The sequence below is a fragment of the Streptomyces dryopteridis genome (genome assembly GCF_049606955.1).
GTDB lineage: Bacteria > Actinomycetota > Actinomycetes > Streptomycetales > Streptomycetaceae > Streptomyces.
Map to the genome: position 1 here is coordinate 1287980 of NZ_CP187114.1, position 25024 is coordinate 1313003.

The 25024-nt window shown below is 74.8% G+C and carries 21 protein-coding genes; 11 read left to right on the forward strand and 10 right to left on the reverse strand.

Going from position 1 to position 25024, the window contains the following annotated elements:
• Window positions 1-87 precede the first annotated feature (87 nt).
• Window positions 88-1359, forward strand: coding sequence for an MFS transporter (locus ACN20G_RS32270; protein ID WP_424216787.1), 1272 nt, complete (start codon window positions 88-90; stop codon window positions 1357-1359).
• Complete coding sequence (locus tag ACN20G_RS32275; protein WP_424216788.1) at window positions 1356-1529, forward strand: hypothetical protein; 174 nt, start codon at window positions 1356-1358, stop codon at window positions 1527-1529. The genes ACN20G_RS32270 and ACN20G_RS32275 overlap by 4 nt, the downstream gene beginning before the upstream one ends.
• Window positions 1530-1563: 34 nt before the next feature.
• Here the strand turns inward: ACN20G_RS32275 and ACN20G_RS32280 are convergent, their stop codons facing one another.
• The 4 genes from ACN20G_RS32280 to ACN20G_RS32295 all read right to left on the reverse strand — a co-directional run bounded on the left by ACN20G_RS32280 (window position 1564) and on the right by ACN20G_RS32295 (window position 5304).
• On the reverse strand, window positions 1564-1914 hold the full coding sequence (locus ACN20G_RS32280) for a hypothetical protein (RefSeq protein WP_424216789.1): 351 nt from the start codon (window positions 1912-1914) through the stop codon (window positions 1564-1566).
• Between the two features lie 1029 nt (window positions 1915-2943).
• Entirely contained in the window at window positions 2944-3339 is a 396-nt protein-coding gene (locus tag ACN20G_RS32285; RefSeq protein WP_424216790.1) for a GntR family transcriptional regulator, read from the reverse strand.
• Between the two features lie 40 nt (window positions 3340-3379).
• Complete coding sequence (locus ACN20G_RS32290; protein ID WP_424216791.1) at window positions 3380-4372, reverse strand: ABC transporter permease; 993 nt, start codon at window positions 4370-4372, stop codon at window positions 3380-3382.
• The gene (locus tag ACN20G_RS32295) at window positions 4369-5304 is read right to left on the reverse strand and encodes an ABC transporter ATP-binding protein (RefSeq protein ID WP_424216792.1); all 936 of its coding nucleotides are present in this window, start codon (window positions 5302-5304) and stop codon (window positions 4369-4371) included. Before ACN20G_RS32295 ends, ACN20G_RS32290 begins: the two co-directional genes overlap by 4 nt.
• A gap of 300 nt (window positions 5305-5604) precedes the next feature.
• On the opposite strand from ACN20G_RS32295, the gene ACN20G_RS32300 reads away from it, so the two are divergent.
• The 3 genes from ACN20G_RS32300 to ACN20G_RS32310 all read left to right on the forward strand — a co-directional run bounded on the left by ACN20G_RS32300 (window position 5605) and on the right by ACN20G_RS32310 (window position 9526).
• Window positions 5605-6279, forward strand: coding sequence for a hypothetical protein (locus ACN20G_RS32300; RefSeq protein ID WP_424216793.1), 675 nt, complete (start codon window positions 5605-5607; stop codon window positions 6277-6279).
• A 326-nt stretch (window positions 6280-6605) separates the two neighbouring features.
• Entirely contained in the window at window positions 6606-7937 is a 1332-nt protein-coding gene (locus ACN20G_RS32305) for a M20/M25/M40 family metallo-hydrolase (protein WP_424217420.1), read from the forward strand.
• Window positions 7938-7954: 17 nt separating this feature from the next.
• Window positions 7955-9526: a YfcC family protein gene (locus ACN20G_RS32310; RefSeq protein WP_424217421.1), complete on the forward strand. Its 1572-nt coding sequence runs from the start codon at window positions 7955-7957 to the stop codon at window positions 9524-9526.
• A 28-nt stretch (window positions 9527-9554) separates the two neighbouring features.
• On the opposite strand, the gene ACN20G_RS32315 is transcribed toward ACN20G_RS32310, so the two are convergent.
• Together ACN20G_RS32315 and ACN20G_RS32320 are read right to left on the reverse strand one after the other, a co-directional pair.
• On the reverse strand, window positions 9555-10232 hold the full coding sequence (locus ACN20G_RS32315; RefSeq protein ID WP_424216794.1) for an HAD family hydrolase: 678 nt from the start codon (window positions 10230-10232) through the stop codon (window positions 9555-9557).
• Between the two features lie 84 nt (window positions 10233-10316).
• Window positions 10317-11411, reverse strand: a complete 1095-nt coding sequence (locus ACN20G_RS32320; RefSeq protein ID WP_424217422.1) for a glycerol dehydrogenase — start codon at window positions 11409-11411, stop codon at window positions 10317-10319.
• 372 nt (window positions 11412-11783) lie between these two features.
• On the opposite strand from ACN20G_RS32320, the gene dhaK reads away from it, so the two are divergent.
• The 5 genes from dhaK to helR all read left to right on the forward strand — a co-directional run bounded on the left by dhaK (window position 11784) and on the right by helR (window position 18255).
• The gene (dhaK, locus tag ACN20G_RS32325; protein ID WP_424216795.1) at window positions 11784-12782 is read left to right on the forward strand and encodes a dihydroxyacetone kinase subunit DhaK; all 999 of its coding nucleotides are present in this window, start codon (window positions 11784-11786) and stop codon (window positions 12780-12782) included.
• A 70-nt stretch (window positions 12783-12852) separates the two neighbouring features.
• The gene (gene dhaL / locus ACN20G_RS32330) at window positions 12853-14046 is read left to right on the forward strand and encodes a dihydroxyacetone kinase subunit DhaL (RefSeq protein ID WP_424216796.1); all 1194 of its coding nucleotides are present in this window, start codon (window positions 12853-12855) and stop codon (window positions 14044-14046) included.
• Between the two features lie 206 nt (window positions 14047-14252).
• The gene (locus ACN20G_RS32335; RefSeq protein ID WP_424216797.1) at window positions 14253-14660 is read left to right on the forward strand and encodes a YciI family protein; all 408 of its coding nucleotides are present in this window, start codon (window positions 14253-14255) and stop codon (window positions 14658-14660) included.
• A complete protein-coding gene (locus tag ACN20G_RS32340) occupies window positions 14657-15835 on the forward strand; it encodes an RNA polymerase sigma factor (RefSeq protein ID WP_424216798.1) in 1179 nt (392 codons plus the stop codon). Before ACN20G_RS32335 ends, ACN20G_RS32340 begins: the two co-directional genes overlap by 4 nt.
• A 269-nt stretch (window positions 15836-16104) precedes the next feature.
• Window positions 16105-18255 (forward strand): RNA polymerase recycling motor ATPase HelR, encoded by a 2151-nt coding sequence (gene helR, locus ACN20G_RS32345; protein ID WP_424216799.1) that lies wholly within the window; start codon window positions 16105-16107, stop codon window positions 18253-18255.
• Between the two features lie 40 nt (window positions 18256-18295).
• On the opposite strand, the gene ACN20G_RS32350 is transcribed toward helR, so the two are convergent.
• Window positions 18296-19210, reverse strand: a complete 915-nt coding sequence (locus tag ACN20G_RS32350) for a GntR family transcriptional regulator (protein WP_424216800.1) — start codon at window positions 19208-19210, stop codon at window positions 18296-18298.
• 239 nt (window positions 19211-19449) lie between these two features.
• Between ACN20G_RS32350 and ACN20G_RS32355 the strand changes: the two genes are divergently transcribed.
• Window positions 19450-20916, forward strand: a complete 1467-nt coding sequence (locus ACN20G_RS32355) for a cellulose binding domain-containing protein (protein ID WP_424216801.1) — start codon at window positions 19450-19452, stop codon at window positions 20914-20916.
• An 81-nt stretch (window positions 20917-20997) separates the two neighbouring features.
• Here ACN20G_RS32355 and ACN20G_RS32360 read toward each other — a convergent pair whose 3' ends face one another.
• The 3 genes from ACN20G_RS32360 to ACN20G_RS32370 all read right to left on the reverse strand — a co-directional run bounded on the left by ACN20G_RS32360 (window position 20998) and on the right by ACN20G_RS32370 (window position 24811).
• The gene (locus ACN20G_RS32360; protein WP_424216802.1) at window positions 20998-22506 is read right to left on the reverse strand and encodes a peptide MFS transporter; all 1509 of its coding nucleotides are present in this window, start codon (window positions 22504-22506) and stop codon (window positions 20998-21000) included.
• A gap of 152 nt (window positions 22507-22658) precedes the next feature.
• Window positions 22659-23153, reverse strand: coding sequence for a hypothetical protein (locus ACN20G_RS32365; protein WP_424216803.1), 495 nt, complete (start codon window positions 23151-23153; stop codon window positions 22659-22661).
• Window positions 23154-23341: 188 nt separating this feature from the next.
• A complete protein-coding gene (locus ACN20G_RS32370; protein WP_424216804.1) occupies window positions 23342-24811 on the reverse strand; it encodes a cytosine permease in 1470 nt (489 codons plus the stop codon).
• Between the last annotated feature and the right edge of the window lie 213 nt (window positions 24812-25024).

Consider the following 25024-nt stretch of genomic DNA (forward strand, 5'->3'; position numbering starts at 1 on the left):
CGTTCGTGCCTTCCCGTGCCCGTCTTGGGGGTGGGGTGGTCCGGCATGTCCTTGTTTTGGATTCTGGAATACAGAAAGGTGTCGCCCGTGAAGCGGCCCACGTACTGGCTCATGAGCACCCTGCTCCTCGTCGCCATGAGCGAACTGCAGACCATGGGCATGCTGCCCGACATGGCCCGCGACCTCGGCGCCTCCACCGCCGCCGTCGGCGCGCTGATCTCCCTCTACTCCCTCGGCATGGCCCTCGGCGGCCCCCTCCTCGCCTGGGCCCTGCGCCTGACACCGCCGAAGACGGCGCTCCTGGGCGTCGTCGCCGTCTACTCGCTCCTGGAGGCGGCCGTGCCGCTCGTCCACGCGTACTGGTGGGTCGCGGCGCTCAGGGTGCTCACCGGGGGCCTGGGCGGCGCGGTGTTCGGCCTCACCCTGACCATGGCCGCCCGGCTCGCGCCCGCGCCCGACCGCGTCGCCGCGCCCGTCTCCGTCGTGCTGGGCGGCATCATGCTCGGCGCCGTCCTGGGCCTGCCCGTCAGCCACGCCATGGCCACGACGTGGAACTGGCAGGCGAGCTTCGTCGTCCTCGGCGCCGCCGGCCTGCTCCTCACCCTGCTCGACGCACGCGCCCTGCCCGACCTGCCGGCGGTCTCCGCGCAGAGCTCGGCCGAGGACCTGCGACAACTGCGCAGCCCCCGCCTGTGGAGCCGCTACCTCGTCAGCCTGCTCACCATCGGGGCCGGGTACGGCGCGTTCTCCTACTTCACGCCCCTGCTCGAACAGGACGCGGGCTTCGGACGGGACACCACGACGCTGATCCTCTTCGGATACGGCCTGTGCACGGTCCTCGGCAACGCGGTGGTGGGGCGCCACGCCGACCGGCACGCGGTCACGCTGCTGCGCGTCGGCCACCTGGTCCTGGCCGTCGCGCTGGTGGCCCTCGCCCTGTGCGCCCGTCAGCCGTGGGCCGCGCTGCCCGTCGTGCTGCCGGCCGTCCTGCTGGTCGGGCTCGTGGGCGTCCCGATGAACCCGGCGCTCGTGGCCCGGGTGGTGGCCGTGGGCGGGGCCGGCGGACTGGTCAACACCGTGCACACCTCCGTGATCACCCTGGGCGTGGCGGCGGGCAGCGCGGTGGGCGGCCTCGCCATCGGGGTGGCCGGGGGCGGTACGGGTGCGGGTGGCGGGGGTACCTCCGCCGCGATGTGGATCGGCGTCGTCCTCGTGGCCCTCGCGGCGCTCGTCCTGTACTCGCAGACGCGGCGACGCCGGGGGCGGGGGCGGGGCGGGGCCGAGGGTGCGGTGGGGTCGGGGACCGGTGTCGGGATCGGGGTCGGAGCTGGGGCCGGGGTCACGGGGTGCACGGGGTGAGCAACAGTGCCGCGCCCGGGACGTCCTCGACGGCGGCGGCCCGTCCGCGCAACGGCAGCAAGGGTTCCAACCGGCAGGTCCCGGGCCAGGCGTGGTCCACCTCCCACTCCGGCACCGCCTCCCCGGCGTGCTCGACCCGCAACACGTACAAGGGCTGCGCGCACTCCTGACACCACAACGGAACGTGCCCGGCGCCGCCCGCCCTCATCGCCGCCCCCGCGCCCGACGCCCCGTCGCGCGCGGGGGCACGACGGGGGTCCAGGACGGCGCGTCGCCGCCGGGCCGGCCGGCCCGGCCGGTGCGGTGGGCGGCTCCGCCGGGGCCTTCGGGGCCGTCGGGGTCGCCGGCGGGATCGTCGAGCGCGTGCAGACCGCGCACGGTCGCGGCGATGGAGGCGCGGAACGTCGCCCAGTCCGCCAACTCCCACCAGCCGGGATCCGGATCACCGGGCACACTGCGCCCGTCACGGGACCACTCGGCCACGAGCCCGGCGAACACGGGCGCCCCGGCGGCGGACGAGGAGAGGGAGGGGGAGGGATCGGGAGTCGCTGCCATGAAGAGGAAACGATTCGCCCTCGACGGGGGACACGCTGCCGGTTCGCGGGGCGGGGCGGGGGCGGGGCGGGGGCGCTGGTGGTGCGGTGCGCGGCCGGGTGCGGGTGGGTTCGTGGCAGGGGTGGCCGCCTGCCGGCGGCGGGCAGGTCAAAGGCGTTTCCCGGCGGCGGCCGGGAGGGGTGGGGGCGTCGATGGGTGCCCGGGTGCGGGCCGGTGGGCGGCTGGGGTGGCCGCCTGGCGGCGGCGGGCAAGTCAAAAGCTTTTCCCAGGGGCGGCGGGGAGGGGGGCGGGCTTTCGGTGCGTGGCCGGGTGCGGGTGGGTTCGTGGCGGGGGTGGCCGCCTGGCGGCGGCGGGTAGGTCAACAGCGTTTCCCGGCGGCGGCCGGGAGGGGTGCGGGGTTTGGGTGGGTGCCCGGGTGCCGGTGGGTTCGTGGTGTGGGGCCTGATGGGCCCCCGGTCGGGCTTTGGCCGGGCCCGAGTGTCGGGTGGCCCGGGCCGTTTCGGGTCGCAGGCGCGCGTGATGGTGGGTTGGTGCGGTGGGGGGCGTGGCCACGCACGGTCCGGGTTCGTGGGGCCCGTCGCCGGTCAGCTTCCCGGGCCTGTGGTGTGCCGTGGACCTGCCCCGGCCGCGTGCGGGCCGGTGGACGGGCACGGCCGCTGACCCCGGGCCCCCTCCGCCGCCCCTGGGAAAAGCTTTTGACTTGCCCGCCGCCGGTAGGTGGCCACCTCGGCCACGGACCCGCCCGCAGGCGGGAACGTGCCCCCACCTCGGCCCCCTCCCGGCCGCCGCCGGGAAACGTTTTTGACTTGCCCGCCGCCGGCAGGCGGCCGCACCGGCCACGGACCCGCCCGCAGGCGGGAACGCGCCCCTACCGCTCCCGGCCGCCGCCGGGAAACGCCTTTGACTTGCCCGCCGCCGGCAGGCGGCCGCACCGGCCACGAGCCCGCCCGCAGGCGGCGACGCGCCCTCACCCCGGATCTCTCCCCGCCGCCGGTGGGCGGCAATGCTCGGCTCGGGCTTCGCCCCCCGTCAGGGTGTCGGGTGTGGGGGGTAGGCGTGGGTGTGGGCTGTGGTGAGGAGGGTGAGGGCCTGGTCGGAGGTGAGACCTTCCGACTTGGCCCTGCGCAGCAGGTCCTCGGCGGCGGCGCGGAGGGTGTCCGTCGGGGTGGTGTCGGGGGCGGGGGGTGTGGCCGTGATGAAGGTGCCCGCGCCCTGGCGGACTTCGGCCAGGGCCATGCGTTCGAGTTCCCGGTATGCCTTCAGGGTCGTGTTCGGGTTGACCTTCGTGGTCGCCGCGACGTGGGCGGCGGTGGGGAGGCGGTCGCCCGCGCGGAGGGCGCCGGAGCGTACGGCGTCCTCGACCTGGTGGACGATCTGGAGGTAGGTGGCCACCCCGTTGCGGCGGACGATCGTGAACTCGATCACGGGTGGTGTCCTTCCGGGTCGTCGCCCCCGGGCGGAGGCGTCACAGGGGGCGTCGGGCGGTGCGCCGCAGGACGAGGGCGATCAGGACGGCCGCGCCCGCCACCAGGATGCCGGCCGCCGTCCACTGCAACGTCGTCTCCTGCGACTGCGGGAAGTACGTGATCACCTTGTCCACGATGCCGCGCTCCCGCAGGCAGGTGAGGGTGACGGCCTTGTCGCCGGCGGCGCAGATCTCCCACGGGTGGGTGCCGCCGGCCGCGTCGCGGGTGTGTTGGGTGAGTTCGGCGGTGTCCACGACCCACGCCGGCTTGTCGGCGCCGGCCGGGTAGACGAGGGTGCGCGACGGGCCGAGGTGCGGGCGCAGGAACCACCAGCCGGTGAGGACCACCGCGCTCAGCCCGAGGGTGGTCGCCATCGCGGGCAGCACGCGCGGCAGCACGGCGCCGACGGTGACGCCGAGGGCCGTCAGGAACAGGCACATCGCGGGCAACACCGGGCCGCTGTTGTCGAAGACGCCCTGGCTGAACCAGTGGAAGTTGTAGCGGGGCAGGACCTCGTCCCACAGGGCGGTGGTGGAGAGGGAGAGGACGGCGCCCGCGAGGGTCGCGGCGCCGAGGATCCACAGGAGTTTCGCGCGCAGCCACGCGCCCCGGGTGACGGACTGGGTGGTGACGAGGGCGGCGAGGCCGCGTTCGCGGTCGGCGGCGAGCAGGGGCGCGCCGAGGAAGACGGCGAGGGCGACGGGCAGGAGGGTGAGGGCCGCGACCCAGTCCAGGAGGGCGAACGCGAGCCAGGTGCTGTGGCGCCCGGCGAGCGCGTCCGTCCTCGAGGGTGAGTCGTATGCCGTCCGGACATCGACGATGACCGAGCGTTGCCACAGGAGGACGGCCGTGGCCGTGAGGACGAAGGCCAGGAGGGTCAGGAGTGCGGCGCGGTGTTGGCGTGGGATCAGCCAGTGCACGCCGAGGCGGCGGCCGGTGGGCCGGCGGGTGGGGCTTGTGGTGGTGTCCGGTGGGGTGAGGGTGTCGGTCACAGGGCTCGGCTTTCGATCGGGTCGGCGTGCAGGGGCGGGGCCTCGGGGTTGCGCAGGCAGGTGAGGAGCACGTCCTCGGGGTCGGGGACCTCGACGTCCCAGGTGTCGGGCACGGGGCCGGTGGGGCGGATCAGGGCGTGGAAGCGGCGGCCGGTGGCGCGGGATTCGACGACGGTGTGCGCGGCGAGGGCGGCCGGGATCCGTCCGTCGGGGTCGAGGGGGCCGGTGACGCGCAGGTGGGACTCGGTGACGGCGTCGAGTTCGCCGCTGATCCGGATCCGGCCGTCGAGGAGGACGAGGAGGTGGTCGCAGATCTGGCGGACCTCCGCCAGGGAGTGGGAGGCCAGGACGACGGTGGTGCCGCGCACGGCGACCTCCTCCAGCAGGACGCCGGTCACCTCGTGGCGGGTGACGGGGTCGAGTTCGGCGAAGGGTTCGTCGAGGAGCAGCAGGTCGGGGCGTTTGCCGAGGGCCAGGGCGAGGGCGACGCGGCGCTGTTGTCCGCCGGAGAGCCGGCCGACGCGGCTGCTCGGGGTGATCCCGCCGCCCCGGACGAGGCGTTCGGCGGCGGCCTCGTCCCAGCCGGGGTTCAGTTCGCGGCCCAGGCGGAGGGTCTCGGCGACGGTGAACCGGGGGAAGAGGGGGCGTTCCTGGCCGACCCAGGCGACGCGGCGCAGTGCGCTCGGGTCGGTGGGGGCGGTGTCGAGGACCCGCAGCCGGCCCCGGTCGGGGGTCAGTTGTCCGGAGGCGATGCGCAGGAGGGTGCTCTTGCCGGCGCCGTTGGGGCCGATGAGTCCGCTGACGCGGCCGCCGGGCACGCGGAAGGAGCACGAGTCCAGGACCCGCCGGCGGCGCCTGAGCAGGCCGAGGTCCCGGGCTTCCAGGGCGAGGACGGGGGTCTGCGCTGGGGCGGGGGTGTCGTCGGATGTCATGTCGGTGTCTGCCTCGATCCGAATTCCATCAATCAGTTAATGGAATAGTTGTATCAGGGGTGGTGTGATCTGTCACCGGGTTCTCGCGGTCGGCCGTTGTCCATCCGCCGAACGGGTTGTGTGCGCGGGCCCGGTTCCGGGCGGGGCGTCGGGTGGGGCGGGCGCAGGTCCGGGGGTGCGGGGGCCCGTTCGGGCGCGTGTTCGGGGCCGGTCGGGTGAGGCGGTGGGGGCCGGTCGAGTGGCGACGTGCCGCCGGGTGGGTGAGGCTGCCCAGGACGCCTCACATCCCGGAGGTACACCGTGTCGACGTCCCCCACCCATCGCGTCCGCCGTGCCGCCACGGCCACCGCCCTCACCTGCGCGCTGCTCGCCGGCGCCGGGGTCGGAGCGGGCGCTTCCGTCGCCGCCGGCGTGCCGGCCGCGACGCCCCCGGCCGCCGTCGCCGGGTTCGCGACGGCCCCGGACACGCCGTGGTCGGCGTTCCCGTTCGCCGCGTTCCCGTTCGCGGCGGACCCGGCGGCGGACCAGCCGGTCGCCGAGCCCACCCCCACGAGCACCGCCGAGCGCCAGCGGTTCGCCAAGACCCGCTTCGCGGCGAACGCCGGGCTCGCGGCCGGCGCCACCTACCAGTGGATCGTCAAGCCGTACCGCGCGGGCAAGTTCAAGAAGGGCGCCAAGGGCCGCACCTTCGCCCTGATCAAGGCCGGTCTGGCCGGCGCCTTCGCCTACAACCGGCTGAAGGCCGCCACCGACAACGCCAAGGGCGACCCGCTGCTGTCGAAGGCGGTCGCGCCGCTGACGGCGGGCGTGGAATCGCTGAAGAACCTGGGCTCGAAGCTTCGCAAGGGGCAGGCCGGGGACGCCGACATCGGTTCCTTCGAGGACGTGATCAACAGCGTGAAGAACGCGGGCAAGGAGGCCGGGGTCACCGTGACCGACAAGGTCCCGAGCGCCGGGCAGCTCGCCGGCGGCTGAGCCCCGGGGACATCAACCCCGACCACCCGCACATCCGCACCCGGCATTCGGCCGTGTGCCCGCCGCCCCAGGGCCGCGGGCGCGCGCGCCGGTGCCGGGCGCGGGCGTGCGGGGCGCCGTCACCCGCGCGGGCGCGGTCCGCGCGCCCCCGGGGCGCCGGCGGTCGATGATCGTACGGACGAGGCGGCAGCCGCCGGCCCGTGCGGAGCACGTCGGAAGGGACGGTGGCACACGTGGAAGCGGACGCACCGGATCGACGCGAGACCCCCACCGCCCCCCAGGCCGCCCCCGACGCCCCCGAACGGCTCGGGGCGCGGGTCGACGCGTTGTTGCCCGAGCTGCTCACCGACCTCGAACGGCTCGTGGCGATCCCCTCCATCGCCTTCCCCGGGCATCCGCCCGAGCCCGTCCTCGCCGCCCACGACCTCGTCGTCGAACTGCTGCGCGGGGCCGGGGTGGAGAACGTCCGGCGGATCGACCTGCCCGGCACCTCCCCGGTGATCCACGCCGAGATCCCGCCCCCGGACCCGGCCGCGCCCACCGTGCTCTTCTACGCGCACTACGACGTGCAGCCCGCCGGCGACCTCGCCCTGTGGGAGTCCCCGCCGTTCGAGCCGACGCCGGTGCCGGGCGGGTTGCGGGCGCGGGGGATCGCCGACGACAAGGCCAACATCGTGGCCCTGCTCGGGCTGTTGCGCCTGCACGGGGGCCGGCCGCCGGTCGGGGTGCGGATCGTCATCGAGGGGCAGGAGGAGTACGGCAGCCCCTTCGACGAGTACCCGCCCTCGGATCCGGGCCGGTTCGCGTGCGACGCGATGGTGGTGGCCGACGTGGGCAACCTGCGGCCCGGCACGCCGACCCTGACCACGGGGCTGCGCGGCGCGGCGGAGGTCACCGTGGAGGTGCGCACGCTCGCCGAGCCCCGGCACAGCGGCGAGTTCGGCGGCGCGGCCCCCGACGCGCTCCTCGTCCTCCTGCACGCGCTGGGCACCCTGCACGACGCGGCCGGGGACGTGGCGGTGCCGGGCCTGCGGCGCGACGCGTGGGACGGGGGGAGCTACACGGAGGAGGAGTTCCGGGAGCTCGCCGGTGTCGTGCCCGGGGCGCCGCTGATCGGCACCGGTTCGCTGGGCGAGCGGCTGTGGAGCGGGCCGGCCGTCACCGTCATCGGGTTGGACGCGCCGGACGTGGACAACGCGGCGTCCGCCGTGGTGCCCTGGGCGCGGGCGAAGCTGAACCTGCGCTTCCATCCGCATCAGGATCCCGTGGAGGCCCGGTCCCGACTGGTCGAGCACCTGCGGGCGCAGCGTCCGTTCGGCATCCCGCTGACCGTGACCCCGGGGGACACCGGGCCCGGGTTCGAGGCGCGTACGGACGGGCCCGGGTACGCGGCGGCGCGGGCCGCGCTCGCCGAGGCATGGGGGGCGCCCACCGAGTTCGTGGCCACCGGCGGGTCGATTCCGCTGGTCAACGGGTTGGCGAAGGCCGCGCCGGGGGCCGAGGTGCTGCTGTTCGGCGCGGCCGACGGGCTGTGCAACCTGCACGCGCCGAACGAGCGCGTGCTGTTCTCCGAGCTCCGCAACACGGTGGTGGCGCTGGCCGCGTTCGTCCGCGAGTACGACCTGACGTTCCGGGCCGCCGCCGGGCGGACCGCGTGACGGCGGCGCCGGCCGGGGTGCCGGAGGTCACCGAGCCGCCCGAACCGGCCCGCACCCGGTGGTTCCCCAGTGCCCTGACCGTGCTCGCGCTCGTGACCCTCGTGGTGTGGGCGCTGGCCTTCCTCGTGCCGCCCGGGCAGTACGACCGCGACGACGCGGGCGCGCCGATCGCGGGCACCTACCACCGCGTGGACGACGCGCGGAGCTTCACCGACCACCTGAACGACCTCTTCCTCGCGCCCGTCAACGGGTTGTACGGGGTGCAGGACACCAGGACCGGGGAGGTCGGGCCGAGCCTGGTCGGGGCGTTGTACGGCAGCGCCGGGGTGTTCCTGTTCGTGCTCGCCATCGGCGCGTTCATCACGGTGGTCTTCGCGACCGGCGCGCTGGACCGGGGCATCGCGCGGCTGGCGCACCGGTTGCGCGACCGGGGGGCGCTGCTGATCGCGGCCGTGATGGTGGTGTTCTCGCTGCTGGGCACGGTGGAGGGGTTCGCGGAGGAGACGCTGGGCTTCTACGGGCTGTTGGTGCCGATGATGCTGGCGCTGGGCTACGACCGGCTGGTCGCGGTCGGGGCGGCGATCCTGGGCGCCGGGGTGGGCGTGCTCTGTTCCACGGTCAACCCGTTCGCGACGGGCGTGGCCTCGTCGGCGGCGGGGATCTCGCTGGGCGACGGGATCGTGCTGCGGTTCGTGATGTGGGCGGTGCTGACGGCCGTGACGGTGCTGTACGTGATCAGGTACGCGCGTCGGGTGCGGCGGGATCCGGAGTCCTCGTTGTGCGGGTTCCTGCCCGGTGACCGCGACCGGCTCCGGGACGCCGAGGGGGCCGGGCGGGTCGAGGAGCCGGCCGGGGACTCCGGGCCCGCCGTCGACTCCGGCCCGGGGGGTGTCGCGGAGCCGCTGAGCGGGTTGCACAAGGCGGTGCTGACCCTGTTGGTGCTCGTCTTCGCGTTCATGATCTTCTCGGTGGTGCCGTGGGCGAGTGCCCTGTCCGGGGACGCCGACGCCAAGCCCTACGGCTGGGAGCTGGACTGGTCCTTCCCGCAGCTGTCCGCCCTGTTCCTGTGCGCGGCGGTGCTGGTGGGGTTGGTGGCGCGGATGGGGGAGGCGAAGCTCAGCGCGACGATCGTGCAGGGCGCCGCCGACTTCGTCTCGCCGGCCCTCGTGATCATGCTGGCGCGCGGGGTCACCGTCATCATGAACAACTCGCGCATCACCGACACCGTCCTGCACTCCATCGAGGACGTGGTCAAGGGCACCTCGTCGAGCGTGTTCGCGATCATCGTCTTCGTCGTCAACCTGCCGCTGGCCTTCCTCATCCCCTCCACCTCCGGCCACGCCACCCTCGCCATGCCCATCCTGGCCCCGCTCGCCGATTTCGCCGGGGTCTCGCGCGCGGTGGTCGTGACGGCGTGGCAGGCGGCCAGCGGCTGGATGAACCTGTGGGTGCCCACGACGGCCGTCACCATCGGCGGCGTGGCCCTCGCGAAAGTCGGCTACAACGTCTACCTGCGGTTCGTGTGGCCGCTGCTGGCGATCCTGGCCGTCCTGATCTGCGGGTTCGTCGCGGTCGGCGCCGCGATGTGACATCGGGCGGCGCGGCCGGCCCCCCGGCTCAGCGGGCTCCGGCCAGGAAGGCGCGGACGGCCGGGAGGGCCGCGCGCAGGGTGGGGTGGTGGGCGTGCGCCCGCGCCGTCGGGGTCGGGGTGTTGACCTGCCACACCGTCATGCCGGCCCGCAGCCCGGAGAGCACCCCCGACGGGGCGTCCTCCAGCACCAGGCAGTCGGCCGGGTCCACGCCGAGCCGGGCGGCCGCCGTCAGGTACGGGACGGGCGAGGGCTTGCCCTCGGTGACGCCCGCCGCGTCCACGACGAGTTCGGGGACCGGGAGCCCGGTGCGGGCGAACCGGCCGCGCACCCGGTGCTCGTAGTTGGAGGTGACCAGGGCCCAGCGGCCCGGCGGGAGCAGGGCGAGGAGTTCGGCCGCCCCGTCGAAGGCGGTGTAGGTGCCCGAGCGCACGTCCTCGTCCTCCAACGCGTGGAGATCGGCCAGGCAGGCCGCCGGGTCGAGGTGCGGGGCCACCTCCGCGAAGGTCTCCGTCGGGCGGGTCCGCAGGGCCGCGGCGTACACGTGCGCCGGGTCCAGGCCCCGCTCGCGCGCCCAGCGTTCCCACATCAGGCGCTGGTTGTCGAGGGCGTCGACGAGGGTTCCGTCCACGTCGAGGAGGACGGCGCGGCGGCGCGCGGCGGGGGTGGTGGGATCCGCGGGGACGGTGGGGTCGGTGTGGGTCACGGCGTGATCATGCCAGGGCGGGGCCGGCGGGCCGACGGGCGGGTCCGTCCCCGGCCGCCCCCGCCCGCCCCCCCCCGCGTTCGGTCAGGCGCGGCCGGCCTGGGCCTTCGCGTACGCGTCGCCGGCCAGCAGGGCGTCGGCGACCTGGGCGGCGGAGACCGGGAACGGCATGTTGTGCGTGGTCTCGCCCTCGACGGTGGCCGCGCGCCCGATGGCCAGGAGCTCCTCGCGGTCCGCGTCGCCGAGGCCGACCTCGGACAGGGTCGTCGGCAGGCCCACGCTCCGGCCGAAGCGCAGGAAGGCGTCCAGTTCCTCGGTGGGCGCGCCCTCCAGGACGAGCTGGGCGAGGGTGCCGATGTTGACCTTCTCGCCGTGCATCATGCCGTGCGTGCGGTGCGAGACCGTCAGCCCGTTGTGGATGCCGTGCGCGGCGGCCAGGCCGCAGGACTCGAAGCCGAGCCCGGACAGCAGGGTGTTGGCCTCCGTCACCTTCTCCAGCGCGGGCGTCACCACGTGCCGCTCGGCGGCGTGGCGGGCCTGCTCCCCGTACTCCATCAGCGTCTCCCAGCACAGTCGGGCCAGGCTCAGCGAGGCCCCCGTGGCCAGGCCGCCGGCCATCGCGGTGCGGTTCGCGGCCACGCACACCCGGGCCTCGTACCAGGTGGCCAGCGCGTCGCCCATGCCGGAGACGATGAACCGGCTGGGGGCCGCCGCCACGAGCGCGGTGTCCACGAGGACGAGGTGGGGGTTGCGCGGGAAGAAGGAGTACCGCTCGAAGGCTCCCTCCTCGGTGTAGATCACGGCGAGCGCGCTGGTGGGCGCGTCGGTGGAGGCCACGGTGGGGGCGCTGACCACGGAGATCCCGCCGCGCGCGTGGCCGACCGCCTTCGCCGTGTCGATGGCGGTGCCGCCGCCGATGCCGACGATCACGTCCGCGCCCGCGGCCTCGGCCACCGCCGTGATCCGATCGATCTCCGCGCTCGTGCACAGCCCGCCGAAGACCTCCTTCACGAGGGTGATCCCGGCCGCCGCCAGGGACTGGCTCACCGCCGTGTCCACGAAGCCCCACACGCTCCGGTCCGCGAGGACCAGGGCGGTGCCGCCCAGGGGTTTGGTGTGTTCGCCGAGGTCGTGCATCGCGCCGGCGCCCTGCACGTACTTGGGCGGGCTGATCAACATGCGGGTACCGACGGTCTTCACGGGAATCCTCCGATGCGGGAAATTCTTGCGCAGCAATTGGCTTTTTCCGCCGCCTTTTTCATGGATATCACGGTCGCGGGGTGTTTTCGAGAAGGCTCCGGAACGTTCGGCCGGCTGTGCGGTCGGAGGTCCTTTCGCGGTGACACAAGGGACCAAAGTCCCGCCCCGTGCCGCCGGTGTCGGCGGGTAACGTCGGTTTCCGGTGGGCCGGATGGACCCGTCGATCGGTGACGGCGCCCATTTCGGCCCCCGTTCGACGTCGCTTTTCCGGGCCGTCGGACTTTTCGCATTCCGTTTTCGTTCCGGACCGCGGGCCGCGTTTCGCGGGCCCCGCGAGAAGAGGTCGCCGCCGTGAAGAAGCTCATCAATTCCCCGGAGACCGTGGTCGCCGACGCGCTGCGCGGCATGGCCGCCGCGCACCCCGGGCTCGTGGTCGACGCGGAGGCGGGCATCGTCACGCGGGCCGTGCCGGCCCCGCCCGGCACCGTCGCCCTGCTGTCCGGCGGGGGCAGCGGGCACGAGCCGTTGCACGCCGGGTTCGTGGGGGAGGGGATGCTTGCCGCGGCCGTGGCCGGACCGGTGTTCACCTCGCCCGTGCCCGACACCATCGCCCGCGCGGCCCGCGCCGCGGACACCGGCGCGGGCGTGCTGATGATCGTGAAGAACTACACCGGGGACGTGCTCAACTTCGGCATGGCCGCCGAGGACTGTGAGGACGAGGACATCGCGGTGGAGCGGGTGCTCGTGGACGACGACGTGGCGGTGGCCCGCGACGCCCCCGGCCCGGGCCGGCGCGGCACCGGCGCCACCCTGTTCGTGGAGAAGATCGCGGGCGCCCGGGCCGCCGAGGGCGCTCCGCTGGCCGAGGTCGCGGCCGTGGCCCGCGCGGTGAACGAACGCTCCCGCAGCTACGGGGTCGCCCTCAGCTCGTGCACCACCCCCGCCAAGGGCAGCCCCAATTTCGCCCTCGGCGAGGACGAGATCGAACTCGGCATCGGCATCCACGGCGAACCCGGCCGCGAACGCCGCACCCTCACCACCGCCGCCGAGACCGCCGAGCTGATGCTCGACGCGATCCTCGCCGACCTGCCCGTCCCCGCCGACGAGCCGGTGATCCTCCTCGTCAACGGCCTCGGCGGCACCCCGCCGATCGAGCTGTACGTGATGCGCGCAGAGGTGGAACGGGTCCTGGCCGCGCGCGGGATCACCGTGGCCCGCAGCCTCGTCGGCAACCACGTCACCAGCCTCGACATGGCCGGCTGCACCCTCACCCTGTGCCGCGCCGACGAGGAACTGCTGCGGTTGTGGGACGCGCCCGTCGACACCCCCGCGCTGCGGTGGGGGCGCTGAGCACCCCGGTCCCCACCGACGACCCCCTTTTTCTCGTCCTCTCGTCCCGCCCGCCTTGGAGCGACCACTCATGAACACGACGACCCCCGCCGACACGGCCGCCGGCACCGGGCACCGGGCGCCGGTGTTCGACACCGCGTACTTCCGCCGCTGGATCGCCGAGAGCACCCGCCTGATCACACGCGACGCCGCCCGACTGACCGAACTCGACGCCGTGATCGGCGACGGCGACCACGGCGCCAACCTCGTGCGCGGCCTGACCGCCGTCGGCGCCGCCCTCGACGAGGCGGCCCCCGCCACCCCCGGCGAACTGCTCGTCCTCGCCGGCACCACCCTCACCAACACGGTCGGCGGCGCCTCCGGCCCCCTGTTCGGCACGGTGCTGCGCCGCGCCGGCAAGAACCTCGGCACCCTGCCCGCCCCCACCCCCGCCGCCCTGGCCACGGCCCTCGACGCCGGTCTGCGCTCGGTCCGCAAGCTCGGCGGGGCCGAGGTCGGCGACGCCACCCTCGTGGACGCGCTGGCCCCCGCGCTGCACGCCCTGGCCCAGGGCGCGGAGGCCGGCCGGCCGGTACGGGAGGTGCTGGCGGAGACGGCGGCGGCGGCGCGGGCCGGGGCGGACGCCACGGAGGTGCTCGTGGCCCGCAAGGGTCGGGCCAGCTACCTCGGCGAACGCAGCGTCGGGCACCAGGACGCCGGCGCGAACTCGGTCGCGCTGCTGATGGAGGCGCTGCTGTCGGCCGTCGACGCGAACGGTCGGGGCCCGGCGGCGGGGTCCGTCCCCGTGCCCGCGCAGCGGCCCGTGCCCGAGCCGGGGCCCGCGCCGGTCGCCGTGCCCGAGGCCGTGCCCGAGGCGGCGGCGGCCGGGGCGCGGGTCGGAGTCGTGCTCGTCTCGCACAGCGCCGCCGTCGCCGAGTCCGTGGCCGTCCTCTCCCGCGCCCTGCTCGGCTCCGCCGACCCCGGCCCCCTCGCCGTGGCCGGGGGCCTGCCGGGCGGCGGGGTCGGCACCAGCGCGGACCTGATCGAGCGGGCCGTGCGGGCCGCCGACGAGGGCCGGGGCGTGGCCGTCCTGTGCGACATGGGCAGCGCCGTGCTGACCGTCCGCGCCCTCCTCGCCGAGGGGACCCTGCCGGCGGGCACCCGGCTCGTGGACGCGCCCTTCCTGGAAGGCGCCGTCGCGATCACCCTGACCGCGGCCCTCGACGGGGACCTCGACGCGATCGACGCGGCGGCGGCCGACGCGCGCATGTACCGCAAGATCTGAGCCCCACCCCCCCCGTGCCACGGCCGGTGGGACGCGATCCGTCCCCCGCCGTTCCCCGCCGGCGGTCCCGCGCCCCCACCCGGAGCGCGCGACGGCCGGCGGGCTCCGCCGAAGAAATCTCGTCGAGCGTGTCGAGAACCCGCGCCCGGCTCCGTCCCCGGGGTGAAGGCGACCACAATGGGTCGCACCACACCGAGGAGACCGCGATGGCCAAGTACCTGCTGCTGAAGCACTACCGGGGCGCCCCGGCCGCCGTCAACGACGTGCCCATGGAGCGCTGGACCCCCGAGGAGGTCACGGCGCACATCCGCTACATGCGGGACTTCGCCGCCGCCCTGGAGAAGACCGGCGAGTTCGTGGACGCCCAGGCCCTCGCCCCCGAGGGCACCTTCGTCCGCTACGACGGCGAGGGCCGGCCCCCGGTCACCGACGGTCCCTTCGCGGAGACCAAGGACCTCGTCGCCGGCTGGATGGTCATCGACGTGGACAGCTGGGAGCGGGCCGTGGAACTCACCGGGGAGCTGTCGGCCGCGCCCGGCGCCGGCGGCCGGCCGATCCACGAGTGGATCGAACTGCGCCCGTTCCTGACCGAGCCGCCCGCGGTCGGCGAGTGAGCCCCGGCCCCGCCCCCGCCCCGAGCCCGTCGGACGAGGCCCTGCTGCGGGGCCTGGTCCCGGCGGTGCTCGGCGTGCTGGTGCGGCGGGGCGCGGATTTCGCGGCGGCCGAGGACGCCGTGCAGGAGGCGCTGGTGGAGGCGGTGCGGGTGTGGCCGGCCGATCCGCCGCGCGATCCCAAGGGGTGGCTGGTGACGGTGGCCTGGCGTCGGTTCCTCGACGCGGTCCGCTCCGACACCGCCCGCCGCCGGCGGGAGGGCGCCGTCGACGCCGAACCGGAGCCCGGGCCGGCGCCGGCCGCCGACGACTCGCTGTGGCTGTACTTCCTGTGCGCGCACCCCGCGCTCGGCCCGTCGGCGGCGGTCGCGTTGACCCTGCGCGCCGTCGGCGGGCTCACCACGCGGCAGATCGCCGCCGCGCACCTCGTGCCCGAGGCCACCATGGCGCAGCGCATCAGCCGTGCCAAGCGCACGGTGGCCGGGGTGCGCCTGGACCGGCCCGGGGACGTGGGCACGGTCCTGCGCGTCCTGTACCTCGTGTTCAGCGAGGGCTACTCCGGGGACGTGGACCTCGCGGCCGAGGCGATCCGGCTGACCCGGACCCTGGCGGCGGCCGTGGACCACCCCGAGCCGGCCGGGCTGCTCGCCCTGATGCTGCTGCACCACGCCCGCCGGGCCGCCCGCACCACCGCCGACGGGGAACTCGTGCCGCTGGCCGAGCAGGACCGGGGCCGCTGGGACACCGCGCTGATCGCCGAGGGCGTCGGGATCCTCCAGGGCGCCCTGGCCCGGGACCGGCTCGGCGCGTACCAGGCGCAGGCCGCGATCGCCGCCCTGCACGCCGACGCCCTCCGCGCGGCCGACACCGACTGGCCGCAGATCGTCGAGTGGTACGACGAGCTCGTGCGCCTCACCGACAGCCCCGTGGTCCGGCTCAACCGGGCGGTGGCCCTCGGCGAGGCCCGGGGCGCGCCGGCGGGCCTCGCGGCGCTCGCGGAACTGGACCCGGGGCTGCCCCGGTACACGGCGGTGGAGGCGTGGCTGCGGGAACGGGACGGGGATCCGGAGGCCGCGGCCGCGCTGTACGCGCGGGCGGCGCTCGCCGCGTCCAACCTCGCCGAACGGGCCCACCTGACCCGGCAGGCCGCCCGCCTGAACTCGCGCCCCCGGACGTGACCGGCCCGGGCACGCGAAAGGCGAAGAGGGTCGCGCCACTCTCCGCCACTCTCAACGTATAACGCACGGGGGCCCTTGCGGCAAGGCCCCCGGAGTGGGGCACAATCGCGGATCTGAGGTCGGAAGCAGTCGAAAAGGGTGATTCGCGAAGTGCGTGTGTTGTTGTCGAGCCCGTCGGTCCACGATGCGGCGGGAGCAGCCGGACCCGCGGGAACGGCGGTCCGCCGTCCCCCCGTCCCGTCGACCACCCCGGAACGGAGCTGATCCCCGTGACCGCCCCCTTCACCACCGGCGCCTTCGCGCTGCCCGACCGGCTCGCCGCCAAGGCCGACCCGGCGCTGATCGCCCGCGACGAGGAGCACTTCGCGGAGATCTCCCGCACCCTCGACGAGTCGATCGCCGAGCTCACCGAACGCCTCGACGCTGAACTGAAGGCGCCCGGCGGCGTCGGCCGGGGCGCGATGGAACGGGACACCGAGGTGCACCGGCTCGCCTCCCGCCTGCGCACCCTGAACCGCTTCGGCCTCGACCTGTGCCTGGGCCACATCGTCGCCGAGGACGACGGCGAACCCGTGTGGATCGGCCGCCTCGGGCTCACCGACTCCACCGGCCGCCGACTCCTCGTCGACTGGCGCTCCCCGGCCGCCGAACCCTTCTTCGCCGCCACCCACGCCAACCCCATGGGCCTGAGCAGCCGCCGCCGCTACCGCTGGACCAAGGGCCGGATCAGCGACTACTGGGACGAGGTGTTCACCGCCGACGCCCTGGAGGGCCACGCCGCCCTCGACGACCAGTCCGCGTTCATCGCGAGCCTCGCCGACCGCCGCTCCGATCGGATGCGCGACGTGCTCGCCACCATCCAGGCCGACCAGGACGCCGTCATCCGCGCCGGCTCGCGCGGCACCCTCGTCGTGGACGGCGGCCCCGGCACCGGCAAGACCGTCGTGGCCCTGCACCGCGCCGCGCACCTGCTGTACGCCGACCCGCGCCTGGGCCACCGGCGCGGCGGAGTGCTGTTCGTCGGCCCCAGCCGCCCCTACCTGGCGTACGTCGCCGACGTGCTCCCCAGCCTCGGCGAGGAGGGGGTGCGCACCTGCGTCGTGCGCGACCTCGTGCCCGAAGGCGCGCACGCCCCGGCCGAGACCGACCCCGAGGTCGCCCGGCTGAAGTCCACCGCCCGCATCGTCACCGCCGTCGAACCCGCCGTCGCCCTCTACGAGGAACCCCCGACCAAGGGCATGACGATCACCACCCACTGGTCGCAGCTGTGGCTGGGCCCCGAGGACTGGGCCGCCGCCTTCGACGCCGTCGAACCCGGCACCCCGCACAACGAGGCCCGCGACCAGATCCGCGAGGAACTCTTCGAGATCCTCACCGACCGCGACACCAGCGAGGCCACCCCCGCCCTGCTCCGCAGATCCCTCGCCGGCAACCGCGAACTCAACGGCGCCCTCAACAAGGCGTGGCCCATGCTCGACCCCAACGAGCTCGTCGGCGACCTGTGGACCGTCCCCGCCTACCTGCGCCGCTGCGCCCCCTGGCTCACCCCCGAGGAGGTCGCCGCCCTCCAACGCCCCGACCCCAACGCCTGGACCCTCTCCGACCTGCCCCTCCTCGACGCCGCCCGGCAGCGCCTCGGGGACTCCGGGGTCTCCGTCCGCAAGCGCCGCCGCGAGGCGGCCGTCGCCGCCGAGGCCGCCGGCCGACAGCTCGTCATCGACAGCATCCTGCGCGCCGACGACGACGGCGAGGGCGCCCTCACCATGCTGTACGGGCAGGACATCAAGGACAGCCTGATCGACGAGTCCGCCCTGCCCGAGGCCCCCGTCGAACCCCTCGACGGGCCCTTCGCGCACATCGTCGTCGACGAGGCCCAGGAACTCACCGACGCCGAATGGCGGATGCTGATCTCCCGCTGCCCCTCCCGCAGCCTCACCGTGGTCGGCGACCGCGCCCAGGCCCGGCACGGGTTCACCGAGTCCTGGACGGAGCGCCTGGAACGCGTCGGCCTGGACCGGGTCACCGTCACCTCCCTCAGCGTCAACTACCGCACCCCCGAAGAGGTCATGACGGAGGCCGCGCCGGTGATCCGGGCCGCGCTCCCCGACGCCAACGTGCCCACCTCCGTGCGCAGTTCCGGCCTGCCCGTCCGCCACGGCCGGGCCGACGACCTCACGCGGGTGCTCGACACCTGGCTCGCCGAGAACGCCGACGGCGTGGCCTGCGTCATCGGCGCCCCGGACCTCGCGGAACGACCGCGCGTGCGCTCGCTGTCGCCGGAACTCACCAAGGGGCTCGAATTCGACCTCGTGGTGCTCGTCGACCCCGAGTCCTTCGGCACCGGCATCGAGGGGGCCGTCGACCGCTACGTGGCGATGACCCGCGCCACCCGCGAACTGGTCGTCCTCACGAGCGACTGACCCGGGCGCCGCCCCGTCGGTCGCCCGGCGGGGCGGGGGCTCAGGGCTCGGAGTGCACGTCGCCCAGCGTCGTGGACCGGAGGATCTCGCCCCGCCCCAGGTCACCGGGCGGGATCCCCGGGTGGTGCGCCCGGGGCGCACCACCCGGCCCGGGTACCGCCCCCGCCCCGGACCCGCCGGCCGGCACGCCCAGGGACAGCCGGGACACGATCCGGTACCGGTCGCCCCGGTACACCGAGTGCACGTGCTCCACCGGCCGCCCGGACCGGTCCGTCGTCAACCGCTCGATGAGCAGCGCCGGCGACAGCACGGGCACCTCCAGCAGCGCCGCCTCCGCCTCGCTGACCACCGTCGGCTCGATGCTCTGGCTCGCCTCGTGCACGAACACCCCGTGCCGCGACCGCAGGTGCCCGTACAGGTCCCCCGCCTCCAGCTCGGCCGCGGTCAGCGAGGGCACCAGGTCCGCCGGCACGTGCAGGTGCTCGATCGCCATCGGCGCCCCGTCCACCAGCCGCAACCGCGCCACGTACCAGAGTGGCGCCCCCGGCGAGACCCGCAGCCGCCGGCCGCGCCGGGGACCGGCGGGCACCCGCACGCACTCCAGGACCCGGCTCGACCACTCCCCGCCCGCCTGACCCATCGCGAACGGGCCCATCGCGAACGGGCCCCGCTGCGCCGCGAGGTCCTGCGTGATCTTCGCCGGGGCCACGAACATGCCCCGGCCGTGCTCGCGCACCAGCGCCCCGGTGGCCACGAGTTCGTCCACGGCCGCCCGCAGGGTCGGCCGCGACACCCCCAGCTCCCCGCACAGCGCGCGCTCGGACGGGATCGGATCCCCCGGCCCCCGCGCCTCGACCAGCCCCAGCAGGTGCTCGCGCACCCGCTCCCGCTTCAGCACGGCCCGCGAGGCCGGCCCGCCCGGCCGCTCCCGCCCCGCCCGCTCCCCGTCCGCCATCGGCCCCCCGTTCCGCGCGCGACCACGCGACGACATGACAACTGGTCAGGCCCATCCAAGCATCCGCGAGGTACCCCGGGGGAGGGGTCGGGGGTGAAATCCCCGTGTCGGCAGGGGGGTTGACGGGTGCGGGGGCCCGTGCCACCGTCTTGCCACCGGTTGACCAGTTCGTCGACTGGTCAACCCGCTCGGCACGTCCGCACGTCCCCCCACCCCCACCCAGGAAGAGGACCGTCCCGATGCCGACACCCGACGCGCCCCGCCCCCGCCTCCGGACCCGTACGCGCGCCTTGCTCGCCGCCGCCCTCGTCTGCGGCACCGGCGCGGCCCTGCTCAACGCCCTGCCGGCCGCCGCCGCCGGCGAGACCGTCAAGGTCCGCTACCGCACGAGCGCCCCCGGCGCCGTCGCCGACCAGGTCGAGCCTTGGTTCACGGTGGTCAACACGGGCGCCGCGAGCGTCCCGCTGGAGAAGGTCACCTTCCGCTACTACTTCAAGGCCGACTCGCCCACCGCCCAGTACCGCTTCGCCTGCTCCTGGGCGGTCAAGGGCTGCGCCAACGTCACCGGCACCTTCGGCACCCTCGACCGGCCCACCGCCGACGCCGACCGCTACCTGGAGATCGGCTTCACCGCCGGGGCCGGCGCCCTTGCCCCCGGCGCCGACACCGGGGACCTGCAACTGCGCTTCCACCGCTCCGACTGGCAGAGCCTGAACCAGGCCGACGACCACTCCTTCGACCCCGCCCGCACCACCTACGCGGACTGGCCCAAGGTCACCGCCCGGATCGCCGGCGCCCCCGTCTGGGGCACGCCCCCCGCCCCCGAAGGCACCCCGAGCCCCGACCCCACCGGATCCCCCGACCCCACCGGCGGCCCCACGACCCCGCCCGGACCCGGCACGGGCACCCTCTTCGACGACTTCGCCTACGCCTCCTCCGCCGACCCGAACCTCGGCGCGCACGGCTGGAGCGTCCGCTCCAACGCCGGCGGGCCCGGAGTGCCCGGCGCGACCTGGGCCCCGGAGAACGTCACCTTCGGCACCGAGGCCGGCAACACCACCATGAACCTGCTCACCAGCACGGCCGGCACCCCCGAGACCACCCGCCAGACCGAGGTCCTCACCCGCGCGAGCAAATTCCGCGACGGCACCTACGCGGCCCGGGTCAAATTCGCCGACGCCCCCACCTCGGGCCCCGACGGCGACCGCCTCGTGCAGACCTTCTTCACCATCAACGACCTCAAGGCCCCGATGGCCGACGACTACGCCGAGTACGACTTCGAGTACCTGCCGAACGGCGGCTGGGGCGAACCCGCGAACATCCTCTACACCACCAGCTGGGAGACCTACCGGCCCGACCCGTGGGAGGCCGTCAACCAGCACACCGAGTCCCGCGTCTCCTACGCCGGTTGGCACGACCTCGTCCTCACCATCGACGGCTCCGCCATCCGCTACTACGTGGACGGCCGGCTCTTCGGCACCCACGACGCCCGCTACCTGCCCGAACGCCCCATGTCCATCAACTTCAACCAATGGTTGATCGACCTGGCCGGACAGAGCTCCACCGTGCCGCGCGGGTACGAGCAGAAGGTGGACTGGGTGTTCCACGCCAAGGACCGCGTGCTGAGCCCCGCGCAGGTCGCGGCCGAGATCGCCGCCCGCCGGGCCGCCGGCACCTCCTTCGAGGACACCGTCCCCACCTCCTGACGACGCGGCCCGCACGCGACCGGCCCCGCACCCCTCGACCGGGGGGTGCGGGGCCGGTCGCGGACCTCGTGCGGACGGGGCTCAGGCGGCGGCCGGGGCCTCGCCCGACAGCACCCGCAGGCGACGCGTGAACAGCATCATCACGGCGCCCGCCGCGATCACCACCACGCCCTGCCACAGGAAGTTCGCGCTCTGCCCGATCACCGCGTCCAGCCGGGGCAACTGCGCGCCGATCGCGTCGCCCGTGGCCGCCGCCAGGAACCACACGCCCATCATCTGGTTCGTGAACGCGCGCGGCGCCAGCTTCGTCGTCACCGACAGACCCACCGGGCTCAGGCACAACTCGCCCATCACCTGGATCACGTACACGCCGACCAGCCACATCAGCGAGACCCGCACCCCGTGCGAGGCGATCGCCGCCGCGCCCGACATCACCACGAAGGAACCGCCGGTCAGCAGCAGCGCCAGGCCGAACTTGAGCGGGGTGCTCATCCGCCGGCCCCGCCGCACCCAGAACGCCGCGAACACCGGCGCCAGCGCCACCACGAACAACGAGGGGATGGACTGGGTCCAGCTCGCCGGGATGTGCCACCCCAGCACGCTCAGGTCGGTCTTCTGCGCGGCGAACAGGTTCAGCTCCGAACCCATCTGGTCGTAGACCAGCCAGAACAGGGTCGCGGCCAGGAACAGCCACACGTACGCGCGCAGCCGGGTCCGCTCCGTCGCGTCCACCTTGGGGCTGCGGTACATCGAGAACAGCACCCCGGCCGGGACCACGACCGCGACCACCGTGAGCACGAAGGTGATCGTGTCGATGTTCAGCATGTGCCCGGCGGCCAGCAGCGCCACCAGCACGCCCGTCAGCACCGTCCCGTACAGCGAGCCCTTGACCAGCTTGGACCGCTCGGCGGGGGTCAGCCGCACCACCGGCTCCTCGCGCAGCTCGCGCCGCAGCCGGCGCCCGCCCAGCACGTACTGGAGCAGGCCCAGCGCCATGCCCACGGCGGCGGCGCCGAAGCCCAGGTGCCAGTCCACCTCCTCGCCGAGCCAGCCGACGACGATCGGCGCGATCACCGCGCCCAGGTTCACGCCCATGTAGAAGATCGAGTAGCCGGCGTCGCGCCGCTGGTCGTCGTCGGGGGCGTAGAGCCGGCCGACGAGGGCGGAGATGTTCGGCTTGAGCAGACCGGTGCCGACGACGATGCAGACCAGGCCCGGCCAGACGGCGCCGGGGCTGGGCACGGCCATCAGCACGTGCCCCGCCATGATGACCACGCCGCCCCAGAGCACGGCCCGACGGGCGCCGAGGAAGCGGTCGGCGATCCAGCCGCCGGGCAGCGCCAGCAGCGAGATCATCGCCATGTAGACCCCCTCGACGGCCTCGGCGGTGCCCTCGTGCAGGCCCATGCCGCCGCGCGCGGGGGAGGCGGCGAGGAAGTGGACGAGGATGGCGACCATGCCGTACAGGCTGAACCGCTCCCACAGCTCGGCGAGCGCGAGGGTGGCCAGGGCGCGCGGATGGCGGCGCCGGCGGGCGGCGGTCGGGGCGGGCGGGGCCGGGACCGGGGCGGCGGGCGGCTGCATATCCATCGAGACGTTCACATAACCATTGCACCGGGGTCGCGCGGACCCCGTATCGGCCGAAAGGCCGAGGTCGACCCCGACGGCACGGGTCCGCCCCAAGGTCCCGGGACCTTGGGCCCGTTCGGGGTGTCGGGGGCGGGGCGGAGGTCCGGGGCGGATCAGCCCGGGGTGGTGGAACGGGCCGGGGCCGGCGGCGGGGTGTCGGCGCCGGGGGCGGCGGCGTGCCAGGCCCAGACCGTGGAGCCCTCGACGGCGACCCGCCAGCCCGCGCACTCGCGGTCGGCCGAGCCGGCCTTCCCGGCGGGCCACCACGGGGCGTCGACCCCGGTGGGGGCGCCGGCCGGGCCGACCCGCTCGCAGCTCGCCGGGAGGCGCCCACCGGGCGGGAGTTCGAAGCGCAGCAGGGTGCCCGGGCCGTCGGTGCGGGTGCGGACGCGCACCTCGGCGGCGGCCTCGGGGACCCAGGCGGGGGCGGAGGGCGGGGTGGCCGCGGCGCGGGCGTCGGCGGCGCGGGCGAAGAAGGACTCGCGGACGCGGGGGTCCGGGGGCTCGGGCGCCGGTGTGCCGGCCCAGGGCGCCCACAGCAGGGTCGCGGTCCCGGCGACGGCGAGCGCCGCACCGCCGGAGAGGCACAGGAGGAGGGGGCGTTTCACGGTGATCCTGATCCTTGGGACGACGGCCGAACCTCACGATCTCGTGCGATCTTCGCACTGGTGCGCGGGGTGGGGGAACCCCGGGTCGGGAGCGCGCGACGCCCCGGGCGCGTCGTCCGCCCGCCGGGACCGGCGGGGGGAGTCGACGCGCCCGGGGCGCGCGGGGTGCGGGGTGTTCGGGGGAGGGGTCAGGGGCGCTCGGCCGGGGTGGGGCGGGTACGGGGGAGCACGGCGTACAGGACGGCCGAGGTGAGGATCCCGGCCACCCAGCCGAGGCCGTTGGCCCCGACCCAGGTGTCGGCCAGCGGGCCGCTGAACCAGTCCACCTTCGTGAACAGCAGTCCGGTGACCAGCGCGAGGGCCCAGGCGGTCATGGCCTGCCAGGCGAAGCCGCCCTTGTACCAGTACGCGCTGGTGCGGGTGGTGTCGAGGAGGGCGGCGCCGTCGTAGGTGGGCCGGCGCAGCATGTCCACGCCGAACACGCCGATCCAGGCGGAGAAGGCCACGGCCAGCAGGGTCAGGAAGGAGATGAAGGAGCCGAAGAAGCTCGTGGCCACGACCATGAGGAGGAAGCCGCAGACGAGGCTGATCAAGGCGTTGACGCTGACGGCCCAGGCGCGGGGGACGCGGATGCCGAGGGTCTGGGCGGTGAACCCGGCCGAGTACATGGACATCGAGTTGATGAGCAGCATGCCGATCAGGGCGATCAGCAGGTAGGGCACGGCGATCCAGGTGGGCAGCAGGGCGCCGATGAAGGAGACCGGGTCCTGGGCGGTGGCGAGGTCGGGGGTGCCGACCGCCATCACGGCGCCCATCAGCACCATCGGCAGGACCACCACGCCGGCGCCGCCGATGGTGGCGCCCACGACGCCCTTGGAGGAGGCGGTGCGGGGCAGGTAGCGGGTGAAGTCGGGGCCGGAGGGGACCCAGCTGATGCCGCCGGCCGCGATGGTGCCGATGCCGGCGATCATCATGGCGGTGGAGCCGGCGGGCTTGTCGAAGACGGCGCTCCAGTCGGTGGTCACCAGCAGGTAGCCCAGGACGAGGACGCTGAAGGCGCCGAAGAGGTACGTGGACCAGCGGGAGCAGACGCGCAGCGCGTTGATGCCGAGGCCGGAGACGGCGAAGGTGCAGCCGACGAAGAAGAGCAGGGTCACCACGATCAGGGCGGTGTTGCTCTTGATGCCGAAGAGGAGGTCGAGGACGGTGAGGACGGCGTAGGCGCCGCTGACCGCGTTGATGGTCTCCCAGCCCCAGCGGGCGACCCAGATGAGGGCGCCGGGGAAGAGGTTGCCGCGCTGGCCGAACACGGCGCGGGACAGGGCCATGCCGGGGGCGCCGCCGCGCTTGCCGGCCAGGGAGACCACGCCGACCATGCCGTACGAGACGACGGGCGCGGCCACGGAGACGACCAGCACCTGCCAGATGTTGAGCTTGTTGAAGATCACCAGGCCGGCGCCCATGGTCAGCAGCAGCACGCTGATGTTGGCGGCGACCCAGGTGGGTATCAGCTCGCGGACCCGCCCGCTCCGCTCCGCGTCGGGCACCGGTTCCAGGCCCCGGGTCTCGACGCCCGCGGACTCGACGGGGGCGGTGTCGGTCCCCGTGCCGGGCCCGACGCCCGCGGTCGGCTCGGTGGTGACGGTTTCGGCAGGCATGCGCTACTCCGTGGGGGGAGGGGTGGGAAGCACACCATCATCCGGGATTCGGGCAGAAAAGTACAAAAATTCCGTGATCCGATCGTAGGAATGACCAAAGGATGGAGAGCGTGATCCGGTGCGCGCGATCCGGCGCGGGACCTTCGGCGGGGGCGGACGGAGGGACGGGGCACGCGGGGCACGCTTCGGGCGCTCCCCGGCGCACGCCCCCGC

Bases quoted from the DNA above. Each gene is read 5' to 3' on its own strand.
- ACN20G_RS32280 (WP_424216789.1), bottom strand. From the start codon at position 1,914: ATGGCAGCGACTCCCGATCCCTCCCCCTCCCTCTCCTCGTCCGCCGCC.
- ACN20G_RS32295 (WP_424216792.1), bottom strand. From the start codon at position 5,304: ATGACATCCGACGACACCCCCGCCCCAGCGCAGACCCCCGTCCTCGCC.
- ACN20G_RS32320 (WP_424217422.1), bottom strand. From the start codon at position 11,411: ATGTTGATCAGCCCGCCCAAGTACGTGCAGGGCGCCGGCGCGATGCAC.
- dhaL (WP_424216796.1), top strand. From the start codon at position 12,853: ATGAACACGACGACCCCCGCCGACACGGCCGCCGGCACCGGGCACCGG.
- ACN20G_RS32335 (WP_424216797.1), top strand. From the start codon at position 14,253: ATGGCCAAGTACCTGCTGCTGAAGCACTACCGGGGCGCCCCGGCCGCC.
- ACN20G_RS32350 (WP_424216800.1), bottom strand. From the start codon at position 19,210: ATGGCGGACGGGGAGCGGGCGGGGCGGGAGCGGCCGGGCGGGCCGGCC.
- ACN20G_RS32355 (WP_424216801.1), top strand. From the start codon at position 19,450: ATGCCGACACCCGACGCGCCCCGCCCCCGCCTCCGGACCCGTACGCGC.
- ACN20G_RS32360 (WP_424216802.1), bottom strand. From the start codon at position 22,506: ATGGATATGCAGCCGCCCGCCGCCCCGGTCCCGGCCCCGCCCGCCCCG.
- ACN20G_RS32370 (WP_424216804.1), bottom strand. From the start codon at position 24,811: ATGCCTGCCGAAACCGTCACCACCGAGCCGACCGCGGGCGTCGGGCCC.